The organism is Paraburkholderia ginsengiterrae (assembly GCF_001645125.1).
Classification (GTDB): Bacteria; Pseudomonadota; Gammaproteobacteria; order Burkholderiales; family Burkholderiaceae; genus Paraburkholderia; species Paraburkholderia ginsengiterrae.
Window position 1 is genome coordinate 1 of sequence record NZ_LXKA01000154.1, and the last position, 21,816, is coordinate 21,816.

A 21,816-nucleotide genomic window follows, 5' to 3' on the forward strand; every position below is an offset into this window, starting at 1 on the left:
GCGGGCGGCGTGTCGTCGGCTGGCCTGGCGCTCGCGTCGATCGCGCGTTCGAAGTACTGCGCGGCTTCGCGATTGCGATGCGCGTCGACCGCCGCATAGCCCGCGTCGGCCAGCGCGCTCGACGGCATCGTGCCGGCCTTGTCGGCCATGCTGAAGCGCTGATAGGCGACGCGATTGTTGCCGGCGCGCTGCGCGATGTAGGCGGCTGTCATGTCCGGCATCGCATCGAGCATGCCGGCATCGATCAGGTTCTGCGCCTCGCGCGCCGCCGCGCGGTCGTCGCCCGCCGTGCTGAGCGCGTTGATCAGTTCCACGCGATGCTGCGGATCGTCCGGCGCGGCCTTCACCGCTTCACGCGCGAAGCCGACCGCGGCGGTTTTGTCGTTGGCGGCTGCGGCGGCCGCTGCCGCGCGCGCCGCCGCGAAACCTGCGTCGGCGGCGTACACGTCGCAGCTCGCGCCGAACTGGTCGACCACGCAGTCGATCACGGGGCGGCGCGACGGATCGAGCGGCGTCGAGGTGGTGCGTGATACGGCCGAGGCGGTGGTTGTCGCCACCGAGGTTCGAGCAGCCGGTCCATCGGTTGCAGCCGCTGCATGGGCCGCCGCATTGGCCGCAGCATCAGCCCCGTTCGCAGCATTCGCACCACCGGCCCCCTGCGCCAGCAACCGTCGCGCCTCCGCGCGGCGCAGCGCGATCGGCGGATCGGTGTCATCGCCAAGGGTCTTCAGCGGCGCGAGCAGATCGAGCGCGCGTTGCGGCTGGCCCCCGGCAATCCACACGTCCGCGATGATCACGCGGGAAATACGCTTGTTGCGCTCGGTGGCATCGTTCGCCTGCTGGGCTTTGGCGAAGTCCGCGTCGGCTTCGTCAGGCTTGCCTTGCGCGGCAAGCGTGTAGCCACGCAGCGCGAGCGGCATGATTTCGCTGTCGTCCACGGCGATGGCGTCGCTCGCGGCCGCTTGCACGCCGGGCAGATCGTTGGCGGCGAACAGCACGTCCATCAGCTGTATGCGGTACCCGACCTGATCCGGCGCATAGGCGACAGCCAGCCGCGCGAGCGTCGCAGCCTGCGCATAGTCACCCTGCTTGCGCGCCGCATACGACGCGCCGGACGCCTGCGGCGCCAGACGGCTGCCGATGAAGCTGCGGCGCAAACGCAGATCGTCGTTATCGCCGAAGCGTTTGACGGCGTCGAGATCGGCGTTCCACGCATCGGCGTCCTGACCCGCGGCGCTCGCCGCATCGATCAGCAACAGCCGCAAACGCAGCAGATCGGGACGCAGCGCAATCGCTTCATTCGCATACCTGACGGTGCCCGCGAATTCCTTCGCGGCATAAGCCTTATAGGCCTGCTGACCGGCGATCAGCGCGGGGCCGCTCACCGCATCGGGATCGCCCGGCTGCTGGCGGCCGGCGCGCGCGACTGCGCGCGTGGACCCGTTCAGCGCGTCGATCTGTTGGCGGCGCGCGACCAACGCGGAATCCCGGCCGACCTGCGCGATCGCGTCGGACAGCGAGCGGCTCGCTTCGCTATAGCGGCGTTGCGCGGCCAGCGAGTTCGCGAGCAGCACACGCAAGGACACCAAGTCGGGCCGCTGGCGAATCGCTTCACGCGCCCGCGAGACGGCTTCGGCATAATCGCCACGACCATACGCGGCATACGCTTGCTGCGCCACGCGATAAGCCGCGCCGCTCAATGGCAGCGAATTCACCGCAGGCGCGGCAGGCGCAGACACGCTTCCTGCGCCTGGCACGCTCTGCGCGTGCGCGGCGCCGCCCAGACACACCGCGCCGGCTATCAACGCCGCAGCAACGGTGCGCAACGCGAACGCCGGTGCAGGCGCCAATTCCCCCGAGGCAGCGCGCATCGTCCCCGCGCGCCATGTAAATACTGATTCGATCATTCGGATGCCGCCAGAGCGCCTTGCAGGCGGCGCTGTTGCTGGATTACGTTATCGAGCGCGGCGCGTGAGATCACGTCGCGCGCCACCATGTAGTCGCCAATCAGGCCATGGCGATCCGGACGGTAGTGCTGCATCGCCGCTTCGAAGTCCTCGCGCCGCACGTGGCCGTGCTCGATAAGCAGATCGCCGATCAACGGCACGCCGCGCGCCGGCACGGACTCGCCTCCGGCGCCGGCCGCGGGCGTCGCTATCGCGACGCCACGCAGCACGCGCAGCCCTTCCGCTATCTCGCCCTCGCGGACGATCTCCTGCGCAAGCGGCCCCGCAATCAGCGTGCTCAGCTCCGCGAGCACGGTCTCGGCAAGCGGACTGGCCGCCAGCAGAATCGTCCGGCCCTTTGCCGGATCGGCCTGCGGCAGCACGCGATGCCGCACGATCGCTTCGAGCGGCAGGCGCGCCGCGTCCTCACGCAGCCGTTCGGCATGCAGACGGCCGCGCGGCAGATCGGCCTGGAATGCGATCGCTTCGGCAAGCGTTTCCTCGTCGAGCCAGCCCTTCGCCATCAGCACCCGGCCAAGCGGCGCCTCGCGCGCATGACTCTCGCCGAGCGCCTGTTCGAGCTTGTCCGGATCGATGGCCTGCCAGGAGAGCAGCAGTTCGCCCAGACGCTGGCGTCGATTGTTGAAACCGTCCGCCGAGGGGAAATCGTGCATGGTCTTGTCCCATGCAAGCCGCTTGCCCGTCACGAGATGCGTGATGAACATCTTCCAGGCGCGCGACACCGCCATGAAGTTGATGAAGTTCCCCACCACCATGCGCGGCACGGACAGCACGCCGTGCTCCCAGCCGTACAGACGGGTCACGAAATAGATCCGCTGCACCACGCGCAGCAGCAGCGCGCAGCCGTTGGCCCACAGGAGCGCCTGCAGCCAGCCTGAATCGGCAAACGGCGAAGCGATCAGATCCGGCATCCAGCCGAGCAGGCCGGCGCCCGCGAACAGCAGGAACTGGATCACCAGCACGTAGGCAATAATGCCGACGAACGCGGTCACGATCCCCTTGCGGTCGCGAAACAACAGGTAGCGGTTCGCGAGCGAGCCGACCCAGCCGGTCTGCTTCCAGCCTTGCAGGCCGATGCCGAGCGTCCAGCGCGCGCGCTGACGGTAAGCGGTGCGAAACGTATCGGGAAAGAACTCGCGCACGCACAGCGGCATCGTCACGGTGATGTCGCGTTCCTTGCCGAGACCAAACCACGCCTTGCGGCGCGTGGCGAACTGCACCGGAAAGCGCGCGAAAATGGACTGCATGCCCATCTTGCCCAGGCGCGCCCCGACGTCGTAGTCCTCGGTGAGGCTCTCGGTATTGAACGGCTGATTGTCGGTTTCAGCGACGAGCGCGAGCAGCGCGCGCCGCGAAAAGCACGTGCCCACACCTGCTGAAGGCACCGAGCCCACCAGGCTCTCGCGCACCACCAGATCCTTCGCGTGCCATTCCGCGAATTCGTCCATGTACGTGCCGGCCACGAGTTCGAACCAGTTGCGTTCGAGCGAGGCCACCGGCAACTGGATCATGTCCTTGCGCGGCAGCAGGTAGTTGAAAAAGCGCAGCTCCACCGGATGCAGCACGTCTTCGCTATCGTGCAGCACCACGCCCGCGAATTCGATGCCGGATTCACGCTCGTGCCTGAAAATCGCCGCGATCACCCAGTTCAGGCAATCGGCCTTGCAGGTCGGGCCGTCGTGCGGCACTTCCACGCGGCGCAGCTGCTTGTAGCGGCGGCGCATGCGCTCCACTTCGGCGATGGTCTGCGGATCGTTCTGGTAAGTGCCGACGAACACCACATAGTTGCGGTAGTCCATCACCCGCACCAGGTCCTCGATCATCGCCGCGACCACGTCGTACTCGTGCCAGGCGGGCACCATGATCGCGATGGGCTGCTCCTCGCGCTGATAGAGCTGCGCGCTGGTGAGCGGCTTGTAGGTGCGCTGCACCGTCAAGCGGCGATAGATCGTGCGGGTCCAGTACCAGAGATCGATGAACAGGTCGTCGATACTGGAGAGCAGAATGACGAACGCCACCGCCGCCGCGACGTATTCGAGCCCGTGATAGTAGTGGGCCACGGCGTAGCCCGCGTACCACTTGATCAGCGCGAGGTTCACAGCTCGTCCCGCGGCTTGTCCTGATTCCTGCGGCGCGCCACATTGGCGACCAGCAGCAGCACGATCAGCAAGCTGACGAGACCGGCAGGTATCGCCCAACGCACCCAGCTCTGCATGAACCACGGGCCTTCGTCGCCGGCGTCGACCACTTCACCCGGATTACGGGTGTCGAACAGCCGCAGCGTGCCGCTGCCGTCCACGAGCGCCACGTTGCCGCGCGACAGTTGCAGCGTGGCCGGCAAAATCGCCGCGGTGTCGCCCACCGTGCGATACGCGATACCGGCCACCGTGCCCGCCTTGACCGCCTCGATCACGCCGACGCGGTTCAGACCGGACACGTCCGCGAGCATCTTGCCCGACGCGTCGGTGAGCGAGAGGCGGTCTTTCGACAGGCGCGCGAGATTCTGTTCATCGGCAAGCGTGACATCGGCGGCGAGGAACGCGCCCTTCGGACTCACGGCTTCGCCGTCGCGCGCCACACTGAAGGTCGCGCGCGTCGGCGCAATGCCGCTCGCGTTCGCGAGGCGCGCGACGCGCGGCAGCACCTGGGTGGCGTCGTTCAGATACGCGGCCGGCACGATCACGTTCGCGTCCGTTGCGAAGCGCGCCACCATGCCGGTGAAATCGTCGTCGATCTTCCCGCTGGTCAGCGTCAGATGGCTGCTCGGCAACACCGCCACCGGATGACCCTGGCCGCGCGGCTGGCAGCCGCCTTCCGGCTGACGCTGAAACACCACGCGAAGCAGGTTGTGCGCCGCCAGCGCGTAGTGCGGCACGCGCGCCGTGATGCGCTGCGGCTTGCCGTTGGCGGACAGCAGTTGCGAGCCGATCAGCACGTCGTTGAAATAGATCGAGGCGGTCTGCGCGGTATTGTTCAGCGTCGGCGCGGCGGCCACGTCGAGCACTACGGCGCCCGGCAGCTTGCCATTGCCCGATGCCGCACCGAGGTCGAAATTCGCGTCCCAGATGGCGCGGCCTTGCACGTCGAGCGTGCGCGGCTCGCCGCCGAGCAGCGACAGCGCGATTTCGTCGGCGCGGGTGTTCGGCGCGTCGTCGATCTGATGGACCACGAGGCGGCTCGTCACGTCGATCGGCCGCCACGTGCGTGCGAGCACCGCGACGCCGTCGTTGTCGCCCACCACGATGGCGGTCTGGCCGCCGAGGTGCGCGAGACGCACTTCGCCCGGGGCCAGCGGTTTCGCGATCGGATCGATGGCGCGGGCACGCCACGCGTCGAAAGCGTCGGCCGCGCCCGGCTGCACGCCGGCCACCTGCTCGCGCAGCGCGTCGAGCGAACTCTTCAGCGTGTTGCGCAACGTGTCGTCGGCGACGATCACATCGGGTGCGAAATCCGCAGGCGGCGTCAGCGCGATCAGTGCGCCCGCCTCCGCCGGATTCGCGAGCTTGTGCGAACCGCCCGCGGCCAGCGCAGCAAAGGCAGGGATCGCGCGCAGCGGCGCCGGTACGTCAATCGTGCTCAGATCCACGGTGTCGCCCGCCACCGGCCAGGCGCGCGTGGCCGGCGCGCGGCCCTCACGCTGCAGCAGCGCTTCGATGCGCCAGCCGGCGTCGAACGCGGGCGCGCCCAGCGTGCGCGCGCCGAGCATGACCACCGGCTTGTGCGGCAGCGCGCTCCATGCGCTGCGCAGATCGCCGATCGCGTCCGGGTCGTAGCGATAGGTCAGGCGCGAAGTCGGCGCGACGCGCCACACGTTGCCGATCGCGGTCTGATCGGCACAGATGTTCTCGTTGATCACCGACGACCAGTCGAGCCCCACGCGTACGAAGCCGCCCGGCCGCGCCGCGCCGTCCACGCCGAGCGTCGCCGATGCATCGCCCTGATCCTGCGTGGGGCTGCGCGAGAGCGCCGGCGAACCGTCGAGCGACACCAGCATGGTCGTGCGTCCGCCGTTGCCGCGCAGATAGCTGCCGTCGATCTGCAGCGTGGCGTCGGCGAGCGGCACCCCTGCCGGCACCGGCAGATACAGTTCCTGACGGCCGTCCGGCGCGTGCAGCACGAGCGGATCGCGGATGCCCAGTTCGGTCAGCGTGACCGTGCGCGTCGCCAGACGCCCGCTGCCGAGCTGCGCGAAGCTGCCGGCGAGGTCGGCAGCGAGTTTGGCCGGTTCCTGGGAATAGGCACTGCCCGCCAGCAGCAGCAGCGTGGCAAGCACGTTCAGGCGAGGGCGCGCAAGGCGGCGCATTGACGTATTGGGGATCACTTTTTTGTCTCTCAATTAGCGCGCAAGCGGCAAGACCGGATTGCACGGCATGAATCATCTGGAGCGGCCAGTCCGGCACCACGCCGGGTTCGATCGGATTGGCCAGTCGTCCAACCTGTGTGATCGGCGCGACGGGCAGTCACTAAGCCGGCTGCTCGCGCGGCACGGGGTGCGTCGGAAGTCGCGGCATGTGCCGGCAAAAGCAGGTGCAGTCGGAACTGCATAACGGCCCTGCCCTGCCGGACGGCGATGAACGCGCTAGTGGACGGTCGCGGCGAACCGCACGCGCGCAACGTCTGCTGCGTGCGGATGCCCGGCACCACTCGCGCCGCCGGTCGAGCCGCCACTCGCGAATTCCTCGACCGCGCGCCCGGTGAGCGCCGCGACGATCCGCCGTGACGCGTGGCCGTCGCCATAGGGGTTGACGCGATGCGCGAACTCGTCGCGCTGGCGCGCGTCCTCGATGAGCCCCAGCACCGCGCTCACGATCGAGTCGCACTGCGTGCCGACCAGACGCACCGTGCCCGCCGCGACCGCTTCCGGACGCTCGGTCACGTCGCGCATGACGAGCACTGGCTTGCCGAGCGCGGGGGCTTCTTCCTGAACGCCGCCGGAGTCAGTGAGGATGATCGACGCGCGCTGCATGAGACGCACGAAGCTGAGATAGTCGAGTGGATCGATCAGATGAACATTGCGCGCGTGACCGAGAGACTCCCGCACCGGGCCGCGCACATTCGGATTCAGGTGCACCGGATAGACAATCTGCACGGTGTTGGTGCTGGCCAGCTCGGCGAGCGCCGCGCAGATATTCGCGAAGCCCTCACCGAAGCTTTCGCGGCGGTGGCCCGTAACGAGCAGCACCGGCAGCGCGCCGTCGAGGAACGGGAGACGTGCATCGAGTTCGGCGCACAACGCCGCGTCGTTGTCGATACGCGCGGTGGTCAGGTTCAGCGCGTCGATCACCGTATTGCCGGTGACGATGATCTTGCCGTGCAGCGTTTCCTGCTCGAGGTTGGCACGCGAACTCGCGGTGGGCGCGAACATCAGGTCGCTCATCACGTCGACCACGCGGCGGTTCATTTCTTCCGGCCACGGCTGCATCAGATTGCCGGTGCGCAGGCCCGCTTCGACGTGGCCAATCGGAATACGGCGGTGGAACGCAGCGAGCGCGGCCGCCGACGCGGTGGTGGTGTCGCCGTGCACCAGCACGCGGTCGGGTTGAACCGTGGCGAGCACCTCGTCGAGCGAGGCGATGAGACGCGCGGCGAGCCCGTTGAGCGTCTGGTTGCCGGTCATCAGCGCGAGATTGTGGTGCGGTTTGATCTCGAACAGATCGAGCACCTGATCGAGCATCTGCTGATGCTGCCCCGTGACGCACACGACCGACTCGATCCCGCTGCTGGCTTCAAGCTGTTTGACAAGCGGTGCCATTTTGATGGCTTCCGGCCGCGTGCCGAAAATCGACAAAATCCTCGATGGCATAATTTCTGGTCTTTTTTTGATGTTTTATTGTCGGCGTGCAACGCAAAACGCGAATAAATACCGCGCCCCCGCATTTACCGATTCGAGTTGCCGCCGCCGATTTCGCCGAGTGTTCCCGTACACCATGAGCGATGGATCGGATGCAATATTTGCCGTTTGGATTGAAGCAGGCCGTGCTCAAACGGGCGGACTATCGTGCGTGAATCGCTGCGCATTCTAGCGCGATTTTCCGCCACTGCCGTGATGATTTCTGGCTATATAACGCTAATTGACAATTGGGTTCGGTGCTTTTCCGTGTCCACTATCCAGGCACACTGCGACAAAATCCCAATTGCAAACGTTTTACATCGAATTAATGAGGCAGGTAAATTTAACCTGATAACGGCAAAATCGCGGATTTCCGGGAGACGATTTAACACTTCAGGGGCGTCAATCAATTAACTGAATATAGCCGCTGAATAAGGCGCGCAAACGTTAAAGACGGTTTTAGTTTGCAACGCACAAATTACCGTTTCATCACCGATTGATATCGATGTTATCTGGCCGGATCGCATTCGATCGCGGCGGTCAAATCAGCGATTGGCGGCTCGGCGAAAATACAGACGCCGTGCTGTTGCGGCAGTGCGACAGTGGCGCCGGTTGCCGCGTGAGTTTGGCGGCTAAAGATAAGGTCGTGGATAAACGTGCCGCCGCGAGACAGGTGCCGGCGATGAAAGGCGCGGTGAGGACCGCGCCGCCGGCTGCATGGACCTAAAACACCCCCATCAGTCTGGACAGCTCCGCCACATAGTGCCCGTACAACGGGTCGCTCTTGACCTGATCGGGTTGCCGCGGCCGTGGCAGATCGATCCTGACGTCGTGAATCACGCGCCCCGGCCGCTCCGACATCACCAGCACCCGGTCCGACAAAAACACCGCCTCGTGGATGCTATGCGTGACCAGCAGCACGGTGAGCGTGCTCTGCTGCCAGATTCTCAGCAGCTCGACATTCAGGCGGTCGCGCGTGAGCGCATCCAGCGCGCCGAACGGTTCGTCCATCAGCATCACACGCGGCTCGAGCAACAGGATCTGTCCGATCGCGGCGCGCTGCCGCATGCCGCCCGACAATTCATGCGGATAGCGGTCGGCGAACGCCGTCAGGCCCAACGTGTCCAGCAAGGCGGGCAGCCGCTTCTCCACGTGTGCCCGCGGCAGGTTCCGCAACTTCGCGCCGAGGCGAATGTTGTCGCCGACAGTCAGCCACGGCAGCATATTGCTGGTCTGAAACACGACGCCGATATCCGGCACCGGCGCGGTAATTGGCTCCGCGCCGAGCAGAATGCGCCCGTCGTCGCACGGCACGAGACCCGCGACCATGCGCAGCAAGGTGCTCTTGCCGCAACCGCTTGGGCCCAGGATCGACACGAATTCGCCCTGGCGGATCTGCATCGAGACATCGTCCAGCGCGCTGAACGCCTCTGCCCCGCCGCGCGCGGCGAAACGCTTGCCCACCCGTTCGACGGCAATCAGCGCGGGCGCCGTATCGCCGCGCCGCATGGGCTGAACATTCTCGCCGGTTGCCGCGGCGCGCTGCACGATACGCAATTTGTCGACCAGTGCCATCAGACCGTTACTCCTCTCCACCACACGCCGCGCGAAACCAGCTCGACGGCCCAGTAAAACAGCATGGCCAGCACGGTCACCATCAGGATCGCCGCGAACGAGAGCGCCGTTTGCGCGTTCGACGTCGCGAATACGATCAGATGTCCGAGCCCCGCTTCCGCCCCGATAAACTCGCCGACGATCGCGCCGATCACCGCCGGCGGCATGGCGATCTTCAGGCCGTCGATCAGCGCGGGCAATGCGGCGGGCAAGCGCAGATGCCAGAACGTCTTCGCGGGCGATGCGCCGAGCGCGCGGAAATGTTCGTCCAGATTGCGCGGCACGCCGGCGAGGCCGCCCATGGTCGCGATCACGATCGGGAAGAAGGCAAACAGCACCGCCGCCGCCAGCTTCGACGCAAAGCCATAGCCGAACCACACGCTCAGCAACGGCGCGAGCGCGATTTTCGGCATGCTCTGCAATGCGGTAACGAGCGGCAGCAAGGTGCGCCGCGCGATGCTCGACATGCTGGCGAGCAGACCCACGGCCAAGCCGCCGGCAAGCGCCAGCGCGAACCCGGCGAACACCTCCCAGGCCGTGGCGAGCGTATCCGAGAACAATTGCCCGCGCATTTCCCAACCGGCGGCAAAGACCTGCGAGAGCGCCGGCAACACGTAGTCGCGCGTGCCTGTCCAGCGCACTCCGAATTCCCAGATCAGGCCGATCACGGCCCAGAACGAGACGGTTTCGATCAATCGCTTCATGAGGGTTCCGAATTATTTGCGCGCGGATGGATCGGTTTTCGTGGTTTCTTCAGGGGTGGCGGACTTATCGGCCTGCGCCGACTTCTGCGCGACCAGATGCGGTGGCGGCGGAACCACGAACCGTTCGAAGCGGTACTGATCGAATGACTCGATCGTGCGCTCCCACACCTGCGGCTCGTGCGGGTCGCGCTCGCCGATCTGCGTCATCTCGCAGTAGACCTCGACGTTGTTGCCGTCCGGGTCCTTGAACACCAGAAACAGATTGTTACCCGGACCATGCCGGCCGATGCCGCGCACAATCTCGACGCCGTGCTCCTGCAGGACCTTCACTGAGCGCTCCATCTCTTCGTAGCTGTCGATCAGATACGAGAAGTGCTCCAGACCTGGCCGCGAGTAGCGCGGCAGATCGTCGAAGTCGGCGGAATCTTTCGGCAGTTGCGCGAGCGCGAGATCGTGATGATCGGTGCCGGCGCGCAGAAACACCATCTGGTCGCCGATCCAGTCGGATACCTTCAGGCCCAGCACCTCGGTGTAAAACTTCGCGGACTTGTGGATGTCGCGCACCATCAGCACCATGTGCCCAAGCCGTTTCGGACGCAAACTATTCATTACTTGTCTCCTGTCGGCCGGAGTTGGCGCTTTAGCGCTTACTCCGGCCCCATGCAAAGCTGTCGACCCGAGTTAGCGCTTTAGCGCTTACTCGGGTCCCATGCGACGCATTACCCTATCCAATCGTCGCTTACTCGACAAACCGGTTCGTATATACATCCACCGCCTTCACCTTCGCCCCGGTGCCAAAGGCACGCGACACGAAAGCCGCGGTGGCATCCATCCGCGCCGGACGCAGCCACCCAATCCTGTGCCCCGCCGGATCATCCACAATCAGCCCGTTAGTCTCGACGATCTGTTGCAGCAGGATCGCCTTGTCGAGCACCGGATACTGCGCCGCGATCACATCCGCGGCTTGCTGGGGATGCTCCCGCATCAGCGCATAACCACGATACGTGGCGTCCAGAAAGCGCTTCACCACATCGGGGTGCTGGGCCACGAAGGTATCGGTGGTCACGATGCCGTTGCCCATCATGTCCAGGCCAAAATCGCGGTAGTACACGTGGCCCAGCTGCTGCCCCGCGCGTTTGGCGAGCGCGGCCTGCACCGGCAGACTCGCGCCCTCCCAGCACTCCGACAGGTCGATGCGCTTTTGCAGCAGCGCGGTATTGATCACGGCCGGATCGAGCCGCACGGTGCGGATCGCGTCGGGCGCCATGCCGTTCTGTTTCAGCCAGGCGGGCATGATGTTCTGCACCGGCGAAGCGCCGCCGCCGCCGAGCGTGAGACCCGCCAGATCTTTCAGCGAGTTCACCTTGAAGCCGGGCCGCTCGAGGTAGCACATCGCGCCCGGCCAGCGCGTGTTGATCGCGCCGACCATCACGGCGTGGCCGCCATGCGCGCGATTGAGCATCACGCTGAGCGGATCGCCGTAGCCGAACTCGAACAGCCCGCCATCCACTTCATTGACGGTGCGCTGGCCGCCGTAACCGCGCATCACGCTGACGTCGAGCCCGGCGTCACGGTAGTAACCTTTCGCCTGAGCGAGCAGAATGCCGCCCGTACTGCCCTGCGGCAGCCACGCCAGATTGACGCGCACGGTATCGGCCGCATGAACGCTCGTGAAAAGCGCCATGGCGGCCAGCGCGGCCGCGCCCAGCGCCGTCCCCCGCACCGTACCGCGCATCAGTCGCGACGCTTGCCGTGAAAGCGCGCGCCGTATCCGCTGCAACATATCGTGTCCCCGTTCATGAGTGGCGTGAGTGGATGGCGCGGCGAGCATGTTGACGCTCAGCCCGCGACCAGCGGATTCTCGATCGTGCCGATGCCGTCGATCGAGGCGACCATCACGTCGCCCGCTTTCAGATAAATGCCACGCCCCATGCCGACGCCGGTCGGCGTGCCCGTCGCGATCAGATCGCCGGGCTGCAGCGTGAGGATCGTCGACAGATATTCGATCTGCTCGGCAATGTTGAAAATCATCTCGGACGTGTTGCCGTCCTGCATCATCTCGCCGTTCACCGCGAGGCGCATGCGCAGATTCTGCGGCTCGGCGATGCAGGCGCGCGGCACGAACCACGGCCCAAGCGGACCAAAGGTATCGAAACTCTTGCCGCGAAACCAGTCGTGTTTGAACGGATAGTCGGTGCGGCGATTCAGATCGCGCGCGCTGACGTCGTTGAGAATCGTGTAGCCGGCCACGTAGTCGTAGGCATCGCGCTGGGCGATGTGGCGCCCCTGCCTGCCGATCACCACGGCCAGTTCCACTTCCCAGTCGACCCGCTCGGCGTGCGGCGGAATCACCACATTGGCGAGCGTCGGCACCACGCTCGTTTCGGCCTTGATGAACATGTACGGGGTGCTTTCTTCGCGCGGCGCAAGCTCCGTGCCCATCTCGCGTGCATGTTCGTAGTAGTTCGAGGCTGCCGCGAAGATGCGCCGCGGCTGGAACGGCACGCACAGCCGGTGTCCTTCCAGCGGCGCGAGGTCGAACGTGCCCGCCTCGATTGCGCGTGCCGCGCGTTCGAACTGGTCGACCGCGGCCGCGCCGTGCGTCGCCCAGCCGGCGATCAGCGCGCCGAGATCGGCAAGCGGCGCGTCGCCCGCGACACGCTTTAACGCCGCTTGCGCGTCGTACAGCCTGTCGCCGACCGCCAGTCCAGCGGCACGGCGGCCGTTCAATTCGTAGGTTGCGATACCAAACCAGGTCACGTGTTGCCTCGCTTTTCTTGTTTGCAGGGATGAGTTGACAGCTGTCGAGGGTTCAATCATTGGGGTTCATCTTTCGTATACATTCAGTCATTTGTGTATTTTTATTAAAATCCTCGTATACACTTATCGGGGCGTGAACACGATCGCGCGTACACTGCATGGGCCTGCAAAGGCCGGATATGCGCGGTGGCGATTGAGGCAGTCGGGCCGCTGGCGCATAATGAGGGCCGCTTGCCCACGGTTTCGCTCAACCCACGACCATCACGATGACCACGCTCTCTTCCAAGATTTACCGCCTGCTGTGCGACGAGATCATCGACGGCACGCTCGAACCGGGCCAGAAGCTCGAAGAAGCCGCGCTCGCCGAACGCTTCAACGCGTCGCGCACGCCGATCCGCGAAGCGCTGCGCGAACTCGCCGCGCGCGGCATGGTCGAGCTGACGCCGCGCAAGGGCGTGGTGGTCGCGCAGTTCAGCATCGACGAACTGGCCGACATGCTCGAGGCGATGTGCGAACTCGAAGCGCTGTGCTGCCGTTTGAGCGCGCAGCGCATGAGCCTCGTCGAGAAGAAACAGCTCGAGGAGCTCGAAACCGAAATGAACGCCGCGATCGCGCGCGGCGACGAGACGGAGTACTTTGCACTCAATCGCGAATTCCACGAACTGATCTGCAAGGGCGCGCAAAGCAAGTCGCTCGCGTCGATCATGGCGGTGCAGCGGCAGCGTCTGGCGGGTTTTCGCGCCGCGCAGCCGGCTTCGCCGTCGCGCTTCGAAGCGGCCACCGACGAGCATCGCGAGATCGTGTCGGCCATCCTCAACTCCGAGCCGGAGCGCGCGTACAACGCGATGCGCGATCACACGGCGCGCTTGTCCATCGTCGTGCTGGGGCGCCTGAAGCGTCAGCGCACGGAGCGCGCGAACGCCTGAAGCCTGGGCAGGGTTGGAGCCAGCGACGAGGCGCTCCGTCACCCCGTCACGTGCGCCTCGGCGAAGGCCCGCACCACGACGCGTGCTCGCCCCAAGGCTTGAGTCCACGCACCGCGCACTCATGCGGCCACCGCCGCAACCGTCGCCAGCGACGGCATCGAAAAATCCAGCGCCTCGAGCTGCCGCAGTAGCGCGCCCGCCTGGCCCGAATCCATCGCCGTCAGGGGCGGACGCACACGCGCCCACGCCGCGTCGTTCGCGAAATGCGCGACGATGTGCTTCAGCGCGGGGATCATCGGTTGCGCCTGCACGGCGAGCCGCACCGTGGCCACCTTGCCTTCCCACACCGCCCGCTCGTCCGGCGTGGCTGCGTTCAGCAGGCTCGCGATCGCATGCGGCTGAATATTCGCCGTCGCCGAAATGCAGCCGGCCGCGCCGAGCGGCAGCGCTTTGCCGAGCAACGCCTCGGACGCGGGAAACACCGCGAAACCCGGGAATTTCTCGAGCATCGCCGACGTGTTGGCCCAATCGCCGGAACTGTCCTTGATCCCGACGACCGTGCGCGGATACGCCGCGATCAACCGTTCGATCAGCGTGTGCGTGATCGGCACGCCGGTGAACTGCGGGATGTGATACAGCAGCACGCGAAACTGGTCCGAGCCAACCGCCTCGATCACGTCGGCGTAGTACGCGAAGAGGCCCTCGTCGCTCACACCCTGGTAGAAGAATGGCGGCAGCATCAGCGCGCCGGCACAACCGGCTTCGCATGCGTGACGCGTCAACGCGATGGCGTCGGGCAGCGCGCACGCGCCGGTTCCCGGCAACATCCGCGCGGGGTCGATGCCCGCTTCGATCACTTCGTCCAGCAGAGCGTGACGCTCGCTCAGACTCAGCGAGTTGGCCTCGCTATTGGTGCCGAACAACGCCAGCCCGGCGCCCTGCCCGACGAGCCAGCGGCAGAACGCGACGAAGCGCGGCGCGTCGATACCAAGCTCCGCGGTGAAGGGAGTGACGACCGGCGCGAACACGCGTGGTGTCGCGAAGGCGGGCGGCAGGCTGACAGACATGCAGTTCTCCTGAGTGTGCGGTACTGGCCAATGACAACGGGAACGGATCAACCCGAACCGTCACGCGCCGAAAAAATCGAGCATCGCGTCGCCTAGCAGCGTCTCGCCCGAATCGAAATGCGCCACCACCGACGTATGGTTGTGCCGCAGCATCTGCATGAAACGCGGCGCACGCTTCATAGCCGCATTCATAGCGGCAGCGCCCGCGCGTTGGCGGGCCTCCAGCACGCGGGCAAAGAACGCCGCGCCGTACGCATCGAGATAAGGGTTTTCGTATTCGGCGACCACCACCATGAGCGGCGTGTCGATCCGCGCGGCATGGGTCAGCGGCGAACGCGCGGCGTAGCGGGTTTCGTCGGCGCCGAAATAGGCCCGCACGCCGGCCGCGTTGGGATTGTCCGCATGCACATCCGCCATCAGCCGCGCGCTGATCAGCACGGCGCCCGCGACGCCCGGCGTGCTTTCACGCAGATCGGCAAAGAGCGGATCGCCAAGATAGGTGGCGACATGCGCGCCGCCCGCCGAATGGCCGACCAGAAAAATCCGCCGCGGATTGCCGCCGAATTCCGCGACATGCGCCTGCGCCCAGGCCACCGCGGCGGCCACATCGTCGGCGCCCGCGGGATAAGGCGCGCCAGGCGCCAGCCGGTATTCCACATTGAGCCCGACGCAACCCCGGCGCGCGAACCAGCGCGGCACGTTGTCGTAAATGAGTCCGTTAAAGCTCTTGCTGCCGCGCAAAAATGCGCCGCCGTGGACGAACAGCACCACGTCGGCATCGCCGTCACGGCGTGTCCGCCGCGCGGCGAATACATCCAGCCGCTGCCGCTCGTGGCTGCCGTACGCGATGTCGCGCGCCGCCTCGAACGACTCCTCGCCCGCGTCGCGCGCCGCGGCCACCAGCGGCGCATACGCATCGATCACCAGATCGCGGTGCGCATTGATATCGCGGCCCCACACCGGCCCGATCTGGGCGAAGCGCTGCCTGAGCGTGGCGGAGAGACTGCCTAACGGTTCCTGCGAGGGTTCCTGCGAGGTGTGCATCGGTGGTCCTCATATCTCATGGCAAATGCGCAGGGCAAATGCGCAGGGCAACTGAGCACAGCAAATCAGCGCGCCGGACACATCCAGCGTATGAAGACCATTCTGGTATATAAATTTAGTTTTGTGTATACATTACTTATACGTAGTATACCTGGTGAAGTTGCGGACACGCTTGATTCAAAGTCACGACACCTCACCCCTCGCCCGCGGGCGACTCACCTTCAGGACAACGCAAGGACACTCATGGACAAGCTTCGTCATATCGCGCTTTCGGTCGAAGACCCGGAAGCCGCTGCACAATTTTTCGAGCAGGCATTCGGCATGCGCCGCGCGGGCAACGCGATGCGCGGCATCTATATGACCGACGGCACGATGAACGTGGCGCTGCTCAACTTCAAGGACGAGACCGTGCCCGGCTATGCCGGCCTGAAGGACGTGCGCGGCGTGATCCACTTCGGCATGTGGGTGGACAGCGTGGAGGAAACCGCGGCGCGCGTGGTCGCCGCGGGCGGCACCTATCTGACGGGCCGCCACGAAAAAGATCCGAATGTCTTCTACGAGGTGAAGTACCGGATGCCCGACGGCACCGTGTTCGACATCACCGAGAACGGCTGGAAAGGCGCGGTGAAAGAAGTGGCGCCGGCCGCGCATTCAGCCGCGAATTCAGCCGCTAATTCAGCCGCGGTTTCAGCCGATCCTCAAGCATGAACGCGGGTATGAGCGGCATTTCCGTGCTCGCGCTGATCCCCCTGCCCGACGCGACGCTCGACGCGCTGCGGCGCGACTGCACGCTGCATCATTTTCCCGACGGCTGGCCAGGCGCGTGGCCGGCCGGCGCCGATCCACTGCGCGTGCGGGCGGTCGTGACCAACGGCTCGACCGGCCTGTCCGACGCGCAGATGGCCGCGCTGCCGGCGCTCGAAATCGTCAGCGCGTTCGGCGCGGGCTACGAGAATATCGACGTGGCCGCGGCCGCGCGACGCGCGATCGTGGTCACGCATGCGCCCGGCGCGAACGCGGCAACGGTCGCCGACCACGCCATGGGCCTGCTGCTCGCGCTCGCGCGCGGCTACGCGCCGCTGACTGCCGCGGTGCGCGACGGTCGCTGGCGCACCTCGCGCGGCGAGCGTCCCACGCTGACGGGCGCGCGGCTCGGAATCGTCGGCATGGGGCGCATCGGCAGGCTGATTGCGGCACGCGCGCTGGGCTTCGACATGACGCTCGGCTACCACGGCCGCGCCCCGCGCGCCGACGCGCCGGGCCTGTACTACGCCGATCCCGTCGAACTCGCGGCCGCCAGCGACTTTCTGGTGATTGCCTGCAACGGCGGCCCCGCGACCCGGCATCTGGTCAATCGCGACGTGCTGCATGCGCTCGGGCCTGACGGTTATGTAGTGAACGTCTCGCGCGGTTCGGTGCTCGACACGCGAGCGCTAATCGGCGCGCTGGCTGACGGCGCGATTGCCGGCGCCGGACTCGATGTGATCGACAGCGAGCCCGAGGTGCCGCAGGTGCTGCTCGATCATCCCGACGTGCTCGTCACTCCGCACATGGCCGGCCGCTCGCCCGCTTCGCTGTTGGCTCAGCGCGACGCGCTGCTTGCCAGTCTGTTTCAACACTTCACGCACGCTCCCGTCGACTTTGCGGTGCGCGCGGCATAACGCACGGCGGCGCATCACAGCGCCGCTGTGCCGCCTGAAGGGCTCGCTCTAGCCGCCGTTCCCACCCTCACAAGGACTCGCCATGAACGTTCGATCGTTGGGCGCGCTCGCGCTCGTTTGCACGGCCGCATGGGCCATGACGCCTCGCGCCGCGCAGGCGCAAACATCAGTCACGCTGTATGGACTCGTCGGGCTGGACATCGCCAGCAGCAAACGCAGCAACGGCCCGACGGCCGCGTTCGCCGAACAGAGCCCCGGCCTCACCGCGCCGTACTGGGGCATCCGTGTCAACGAGGAACTCGGCGCGGGTTATCGCGCGATCGCCGTGCTCGAGAGCTTCTTCCAGCCGACCAGCGGCGGCATCGGCCGCACCGCCGCCGACCCGTTCTGGGGACGCAATTCCTACGTCGGCATTGCCGGGCCGTTCGGGCGCGTCACGCTCGGGCGGCACACCAACCTGCTGTACCTCGCCGAGCAGGTCGCCAATCCGTTCCAGGCGTCGATCCTGTTCTCGCCGCTCGTCATGCAGACCTTTACCGCGCCGTATGGCGGCTCGATGCTGGGCGACAGCGTGTGGAACAACGGCATCCAGTACACCAGCCCGAATCTGAACGGACTCACGGCGACGGCCGTCTACGCGCCGGGCGGCTTCGCGGGCGCGAACGGGACGTACAACGCCGCTCTGTCCACGCTCTACGCCGGCGGTTCGCTCACCGCTGTCGCAACCGTACAACGCACACGCGTAGTTGCCGGTGTCGCGTCGCCGACACAGAACGCGTACCTCGTCGGCGGAGCGTACGATTTTTCGCTCTTCAAGGTGTATGGCGCGCTGCAAGGACTGCGCACGGATTCGACGGGCATCGGCGCGCACACCTATGAAGCCGGCCTCGCCGTGCCGCTCACGCCTGTGCTCACCGCCCTCGCCGAATGGGCCTACACGCGCCGCAGCGCGCCGCACAACGCCGCCACCGGCCGCAATACGGGCTCCGCGGGCCTCGACTACGTGCTGTCCAAACGCACCGATCTGTACCTGCTCACCGTCTGTGACCGGCTCTCCGGCCACGGCACCGCAATGACTTATGCAGGAGGAATCCGGCATCTGTTTTGACGCGCAATGCCATTCGGGTCAACCCGCTATAACCAAATCGCTGTTTTGTATAAAAAAATAAAGCTCGGAATCCAAATTTTTGCATGGGTATAATTTTTACCAGATTGTGTATACACGACGAGAAACGCCGTACCGTGGCTGTCGAGCGCGCCGACAGCTCTCACCCACACGAAAAGAACGACGATCTGTTTGGAGACTGAATGAAAAAGACCACACTCGTGTCAGGCGCCTTGATGCTCGCGTGCGCCGGGGCACATGCTCAGTCGAGCGTCTGGCTGTCAGGTTTTGTGGACCTGAACATCGAACATCTGATCTCTTCCGGCTCCGGCGGCAACGTGACGCGCATGTCGAGCGGCGGCCTGAACAACTCGCGCTTCAACCTGAGCGGCGTCGAGGACCTGGGCGGCGGCAACAAGGCGGTGTTCACCATCGAGCCGATGTTCTCCGCCAACACCGGCGTGCAGTCGGCGCAGTTTCGCCAGTCGTTCGTAGGCCTGAAGGGCAACTGGGGTGAAATCACAATGGGCCGCCAGTTCACGCCTTCATACTGGATCGCCGGCTACGCGGACCCGAGCTGGGCCGCCGACTTCAGCATGGTCAACAACATGGAGTTCTTCTATGCGTCGTATCGCGTGGACAACGCGATCCAGTACAAGACGCCGAACTTCTTCGGCTTTACCGGGCGGATCATGGCGACCACCGGCGTAGGCGACAGCACGCGCGCCGGACGATTCTTCAGCACCGCTATCGAATACCGGCACGGTCCGATCTTTGCGGGTGCGGTGAGCGAGTTGCAGTACACGCGGGATATCTTCAAGTCGTCGCAGATCCATTCCTCGCGCGACAACTATTTCTCGGCGGTGTACAGGTTCGGCGGTTTCGAGCCGACGGTGATCTATCACACGTACAACGGCTATTACGCGTATCCGCCCTACGTCGCGTTCAATTCGCAAGGCTGGGATGCGCAGATCGGCGCGCGCTGGAACATCGACGGATTCAATCGCGTGTATCTGAGCCTCGTGCATCGTCACGACGACAACAACGTGAAGATCTCCACCGCCAATGGCGGCGTGATCGGCTTCATTCATGCACTCTCGAAACGCACCGACCTGTATACGACTTTTGCGCACGTGCAGCATAAGCACGACGTGCCCATTCCCTATCCGGTGACGTTCCAGGTCTACCCGAACGGCGGACAGAACCCAAGCGGCTTCCAGTTCGGTATCCGTCACGCGTTCTAATATAAAAAGGAGGAAGCTGATGCTTCGCAAACGCAATTTGAAATCATCTCTCGCAATTGGCGCGGTGCTGGCGTTCATGTCGGCGGCGGCCTGCGCCAGCGGCGAAGCCGCATCTGAGGCGCCCGCTGCCGCCGTTGCCGCCGCGGCTTCGGGCGCGCAAATCACGCCCGGCACGCCGAACGTGAAGGACCCCTATCTCGCCGCGTGGCTGCGTCTCACGCCCGATCGCCGGCCTGCACCGCTGAAGCCCGGGGTCGATTACGGCATGGACCCGGCGACCGGCCAGTTCGTGTGGCCGAAGGCCACGCCCGAAGTGCATCAGGGCCAGCGTTTCCCCGGCGAGATGAGCACGTGGGACAAGAAGAGCTATGCCAAGGACGTGACGGTTCTGGCGTTCTATCCGCTCGTCGATTCGCCCTTTCACGCGTGGAACAACATTGCCGACTTCGACGGGCGCCGTTATCTCTACATTCACGACCGCGACTATCTGCGCATCATGGACGTCACCGACCCCGCCAACGGCAAGGTGGTGTTTTCGCAGGGCGGCACGTGGGGCCCCAAAGGACCGACCGAACACTTCGACCCGAACAACGTGCATGACTATCTGGGCGGCGCCACCATCGCCTGGAGCAGGAAGCTCGGCAAGCCGGTGCTGGTCGCCTCGTTCGAGATCGGCCGCTATGGCCTGATGACCGAGAAGATCGACCAGCCGGACAAGGTCGAGGCGCAACGCCACTACAACGAACTCAAGGGCTTCAAGGTCTTCGAAATGGACGGCCCGCTGCCGAGCCAGTGGAAGCTGATCGCCACGCGCACGACCGACTACAAACATCCCGATGCGCCGATCGGTCAGCAGCAAGGCTCCGGCTCGCTCGATGCGCCGGAATACTACGGCGGCAAGTACATGATCCTGTCGGCCGCGCCGGACGACAGCTATGGCTTGACCGAGTACCCGAACTATCTGTACTCGCCCGGCTATCAGGTCTGGGACATGTCGGACCCGGCCGATCCGAAGTTCGTCTCGCAGATCGCGGTGCCTGGACAGATTATCGGCAACGAGGCACATGAGCAGGCCTACCTGACCAATCCGCGCGCGGGCAACCGCACCTCGTGGATGGGCTCGCGCATTCCAATTTTCCTGCCGAAGCCGCTGGAGCAAGGCGGCAAGATCGGCTTCGGCGCGATGGGCGGCCTCGGCCTCTACTCGTTCGATCTGTCGAACCCGGCCAAGCCGAAGGTGCTCGGCAATGTGAATACCGCGCCGAGTTTCGCCGGCACCGAATACGACAATGCCGACGTGAGCCAGTACGAGCGCACCGGCTACGTGCTGACGAGCGGCTATCCGATGAACCGCGACTGCTACGAGCCGTATAAGGACATCTTTGTGGTCGACGCGCGCGATCCGTCGCATCTGCGGGTCGCGGCCAAACTGCCTCAGCCGACGCCGCCAGAAGGTGCGCCGTTCACGAGCTTCTGCCAGCGCGGCGGCAACTTCGGACCGAAGCGCTCGAACGCGATCGGCCAGCCGGGCGGCTCGCGCCAGGGCGTGATTCCTTATTCGTTCTACAACGCCGGCGTGCAGATTTTCGACGTGCGCAATCCGGAGAAGCCGACCATTGCCGGCTATTTCGTACCGGCGCTGGCGGACGAAAGCGAGCTGCCGAGCTACACGCTGGGCAAGGGCGTGCTCGCTATTTATACGGAGTACGACCGAAACATCATCTGGGCGTTTACGGAGAATGGCGCGTACGCACTGTCGACGCCATTGCTCGGCAAGCCGATGATGGGCGCGCCGGCCAAACCCTGGCCGCCGCGGTAAGTTTGTTTTGAGGTGGGTTGCTTGAGTGCTTTGGCCCGCCGGCGGTTTTCGCTGGCGGGATTTTTTTAGCACAGT

17 protein-coding genes are annotated in these 21,816 nt (G+C 65.3%); 6 read left to right on the plus strand and 11 right to left on the minus strand.

Annotation, left to right across the window (positions count from 1 at the left end; translation table 11 throughout):
- The 9 genes from A6V37_RS12315 to A6V37_RS12360 all read right to left on the minus strand — a co-directional run.
- Positions 1-1,907 (minus strand): tetratricopeptide repeat protein (locus tag A6V37_RS12315; protein WP_167361437.1); only part of this gene is annotated, 1,907 nt, incomplete at its 3' end.
- Positions 1,904-4,066 carry a glycosyl transferase family protein gene (locus A6V37_RS12320; RefSeq protein ID WP_064286023.1) on the minus strand — a complete coding sequence of 721 codons (2,163 nt, stop codon included), beginning with the start codon at positions 4,064-4,066 and terminating at the stop codon, positions 1,904-1,906. The genes A6V37_RS12320 and A6V37_RS12315, both read right to left, overlap by 4 nt.
- Positions 4,063-6,270 carry a cellulose biosynthesis cyclic di-GMP-binding regulatory protein BcsB gene (locus tag A6V37_RS12325; RefSeq protein ID WP_082904854.1) on the minus strand — a complete coding sequence of 736 codons (2,208 nt, stop codon included), beginning with the start codon at positions 6,268-6,270 and terminating at the stop codon, positions 4,063-4,065. Before A6V37_RS12325 ends, A6V37_RS12320 begins: the two co-directional genes overlap by 4 nt.
- 276 nt (positions 6,271-6,546) lie before the next feature.
- Complete coding sequence (gene wecB / locus A6V37_RS12330) at positions 6,547-7,770, minus strand: non-hydrolyzing UDP-N-acetylglucosamine 2-epimerase (RefSeq protein WP_082902617.1); 1,224 nt, start codon at positions 7,768-7,770, stop codon at positions 6,547-6,549.
- 750 nt (positions 7,771-8,520) lie between these two features.
- Positions 8,521-9,372 (minus strand): ABC transporter ATP-binding protein, encoded by an 852-nt coding sequence (locus A6V37_RS12340; protein ID WP_064266257.1) that lies wholly within the window; start codon positions 9,370-9,372, stop codon positions 8,521-8,523.
- A complete protein-coding gene (locus A6V37_RS12345; RefSeq protein WP_064286024.1) occupies positions 9,372-10,115 on the minus strand; it encodes an ABC transporter permease in 744 nt (247 codons plus the stop codon). The genes A6V37_RS12340 and A6V37_RS12345 overlap by 1 nt, the downstream gene beginning before the upstream one ends.
- A gap of 12 nt (positions 10,116-10,127) precedes the next feature.
- Positions 10,128-10,724: a VOC family protein gene (locus A6V37_RS12350; RefSeq protein WP_064266259.1), complete on the minus strand. Its 597-nt coding sequence runs from the start codon at positions 10,722-10,724 to the stop codon at positions 10,128-10,130.
- A gap of 130 nt (positions 10,725-10,854) precedes the next feature.
- On the minus strand, positions 10,855-11,898 hold the full coding sequence (locus tag A6V37_RS12355; protein WP_064266260.1) for an ABC transporter substrate-binding protein: 1,044 nt from the start codon (positions 11,896-11,898) through the stop codon (positions 10,855-10,857).
- 56 nt (positions 11,899-11,954) lie between these two features.
- Positions 11,955-12,875: a fumarylacetoacetate hydrolase family protein gene (locus A6V37_RS12360; protein WP_064266261.1), complete on the minus strand. Its 921-nt coding sequence runs from the start codon at positions 12,873-12,875 to the stop codon at positions 11,955-11,957.
- Positions 12,876-13,141: 266 nt separating this feature from the next.
- Here A6V37_RS12360 and A6V37_RS12365 point away from each other — a divergent pair, with 266 nt between their 5' ends.
- Positions 13,142-13,801 carry a GntR family transcriptional regulator gene (locus A6V37_RS12365; protein ID WP_064266262.1) on the plus strand — a complete coding sequence of 220 codons (660 nt, stop codon included), beginning with the start codon at positions 13,142-13,144 and terminating at the stop codon, positions 13,799-13,801.
- Between the two features lie 119 nt (positions 13,802-13,920).
- On the opposite strand, the gene A6V37_RS12370 is transcribed toward A6V37_RS12365, so the two are convergent.
- Both A6V37_RS12370 and A6V37_RS12375 read right to left on the minus strand, forming a co-directional pair.
- Entirely contained in the window at positions 13,921-14,868 is a 948-nt protein-coding gene (locus tag A6V37_RS12370) for a dihydrodipicolinate synthase family protein (protein WP_064286025.1), read from the minus strand.
- A 60-nt stretch (positions 14,869-14,928) separates the two neighbouring features.
- Positions 14,929-15,912, minus strand: coding sequence for an alpha/beta hydrolase (locus tag A6V37_RS12375; protein ID WP_082902618.1), 984 nt, complete (start codon positions 15,910-15,912; stop codon positions 14,929-14,931).
- Positions 15,913-16,155: 243 nt separating this feature from the next.
- On the opposite strand from A6V37_RS12375, the gene A6V37_RS12380 reads away from it, so the two are divergent.
- From A6V37_RS12380 to A6V37_RS12400, 5 genes are all read left to right on the plus strand, one after another.
- Positions 16,156-16,620 (plus strand): VOC family protein, encoded by a 465-nt coding sequence (locus tag A6V37_RS12380; RefSeq protein WP_064266264.1) that lies wholly within the window; start codon positions 16,156-16,158, stop codon positions 16,618-16,620.
- An 8-nt stretch (positions 16,621-16,628) separates the two neighbouring features.
- Entirely contained in the window at positions 16,629-17,573 is a 945-nt protein-coding gene (locus A6V37_RS12385) for a 2-hydroxyacid dehydrogenase (RefSeq protein WP_064286026.1), read from the plus strand.
- An 82-nt stretch (positions 17,574-17,655) separates the two neighbouring features.
- Positions 17,656-18,681 (plus strand): porin, encoded by a 1,026-nt coding sequence (locus A6V37_RS12390; RefSeq protein ID WP_064286027.1) that lies wholly within the window; start codon positions 17,656-17,658, stop codon positions 18,679-18,681.
- Positions 18,682-18,881: 200 nt separating this feature from the next.
- Positions 18,882-19,922 carry a porin gene (locus tag A6V37_RS12395; RefSeq protein ID WP_064266267.1) on the plus strand — a complete coding sequence of 347 codons (1,041 nt, stop codon included), beginning with the start codon at positions 18,882-18,884 and terminating at the stop codon, positions 19,920-19,922.
- 37 nt (positions 19,923-19,959) lie between these two features.
- Positions 19,960-21,741 (plus strand): beta-propeller domain-containing protein, encoded by a 1,782-nt coding sequence (locus A6V37_RS12400; protein ID WP_242665753.1) that lies wholly within the window; start codon positions 19,960-19,962, stop codon positions 21,739-21,741.
- Positions 21,742-21,816 lie beyond the last annotated feature (75 nt).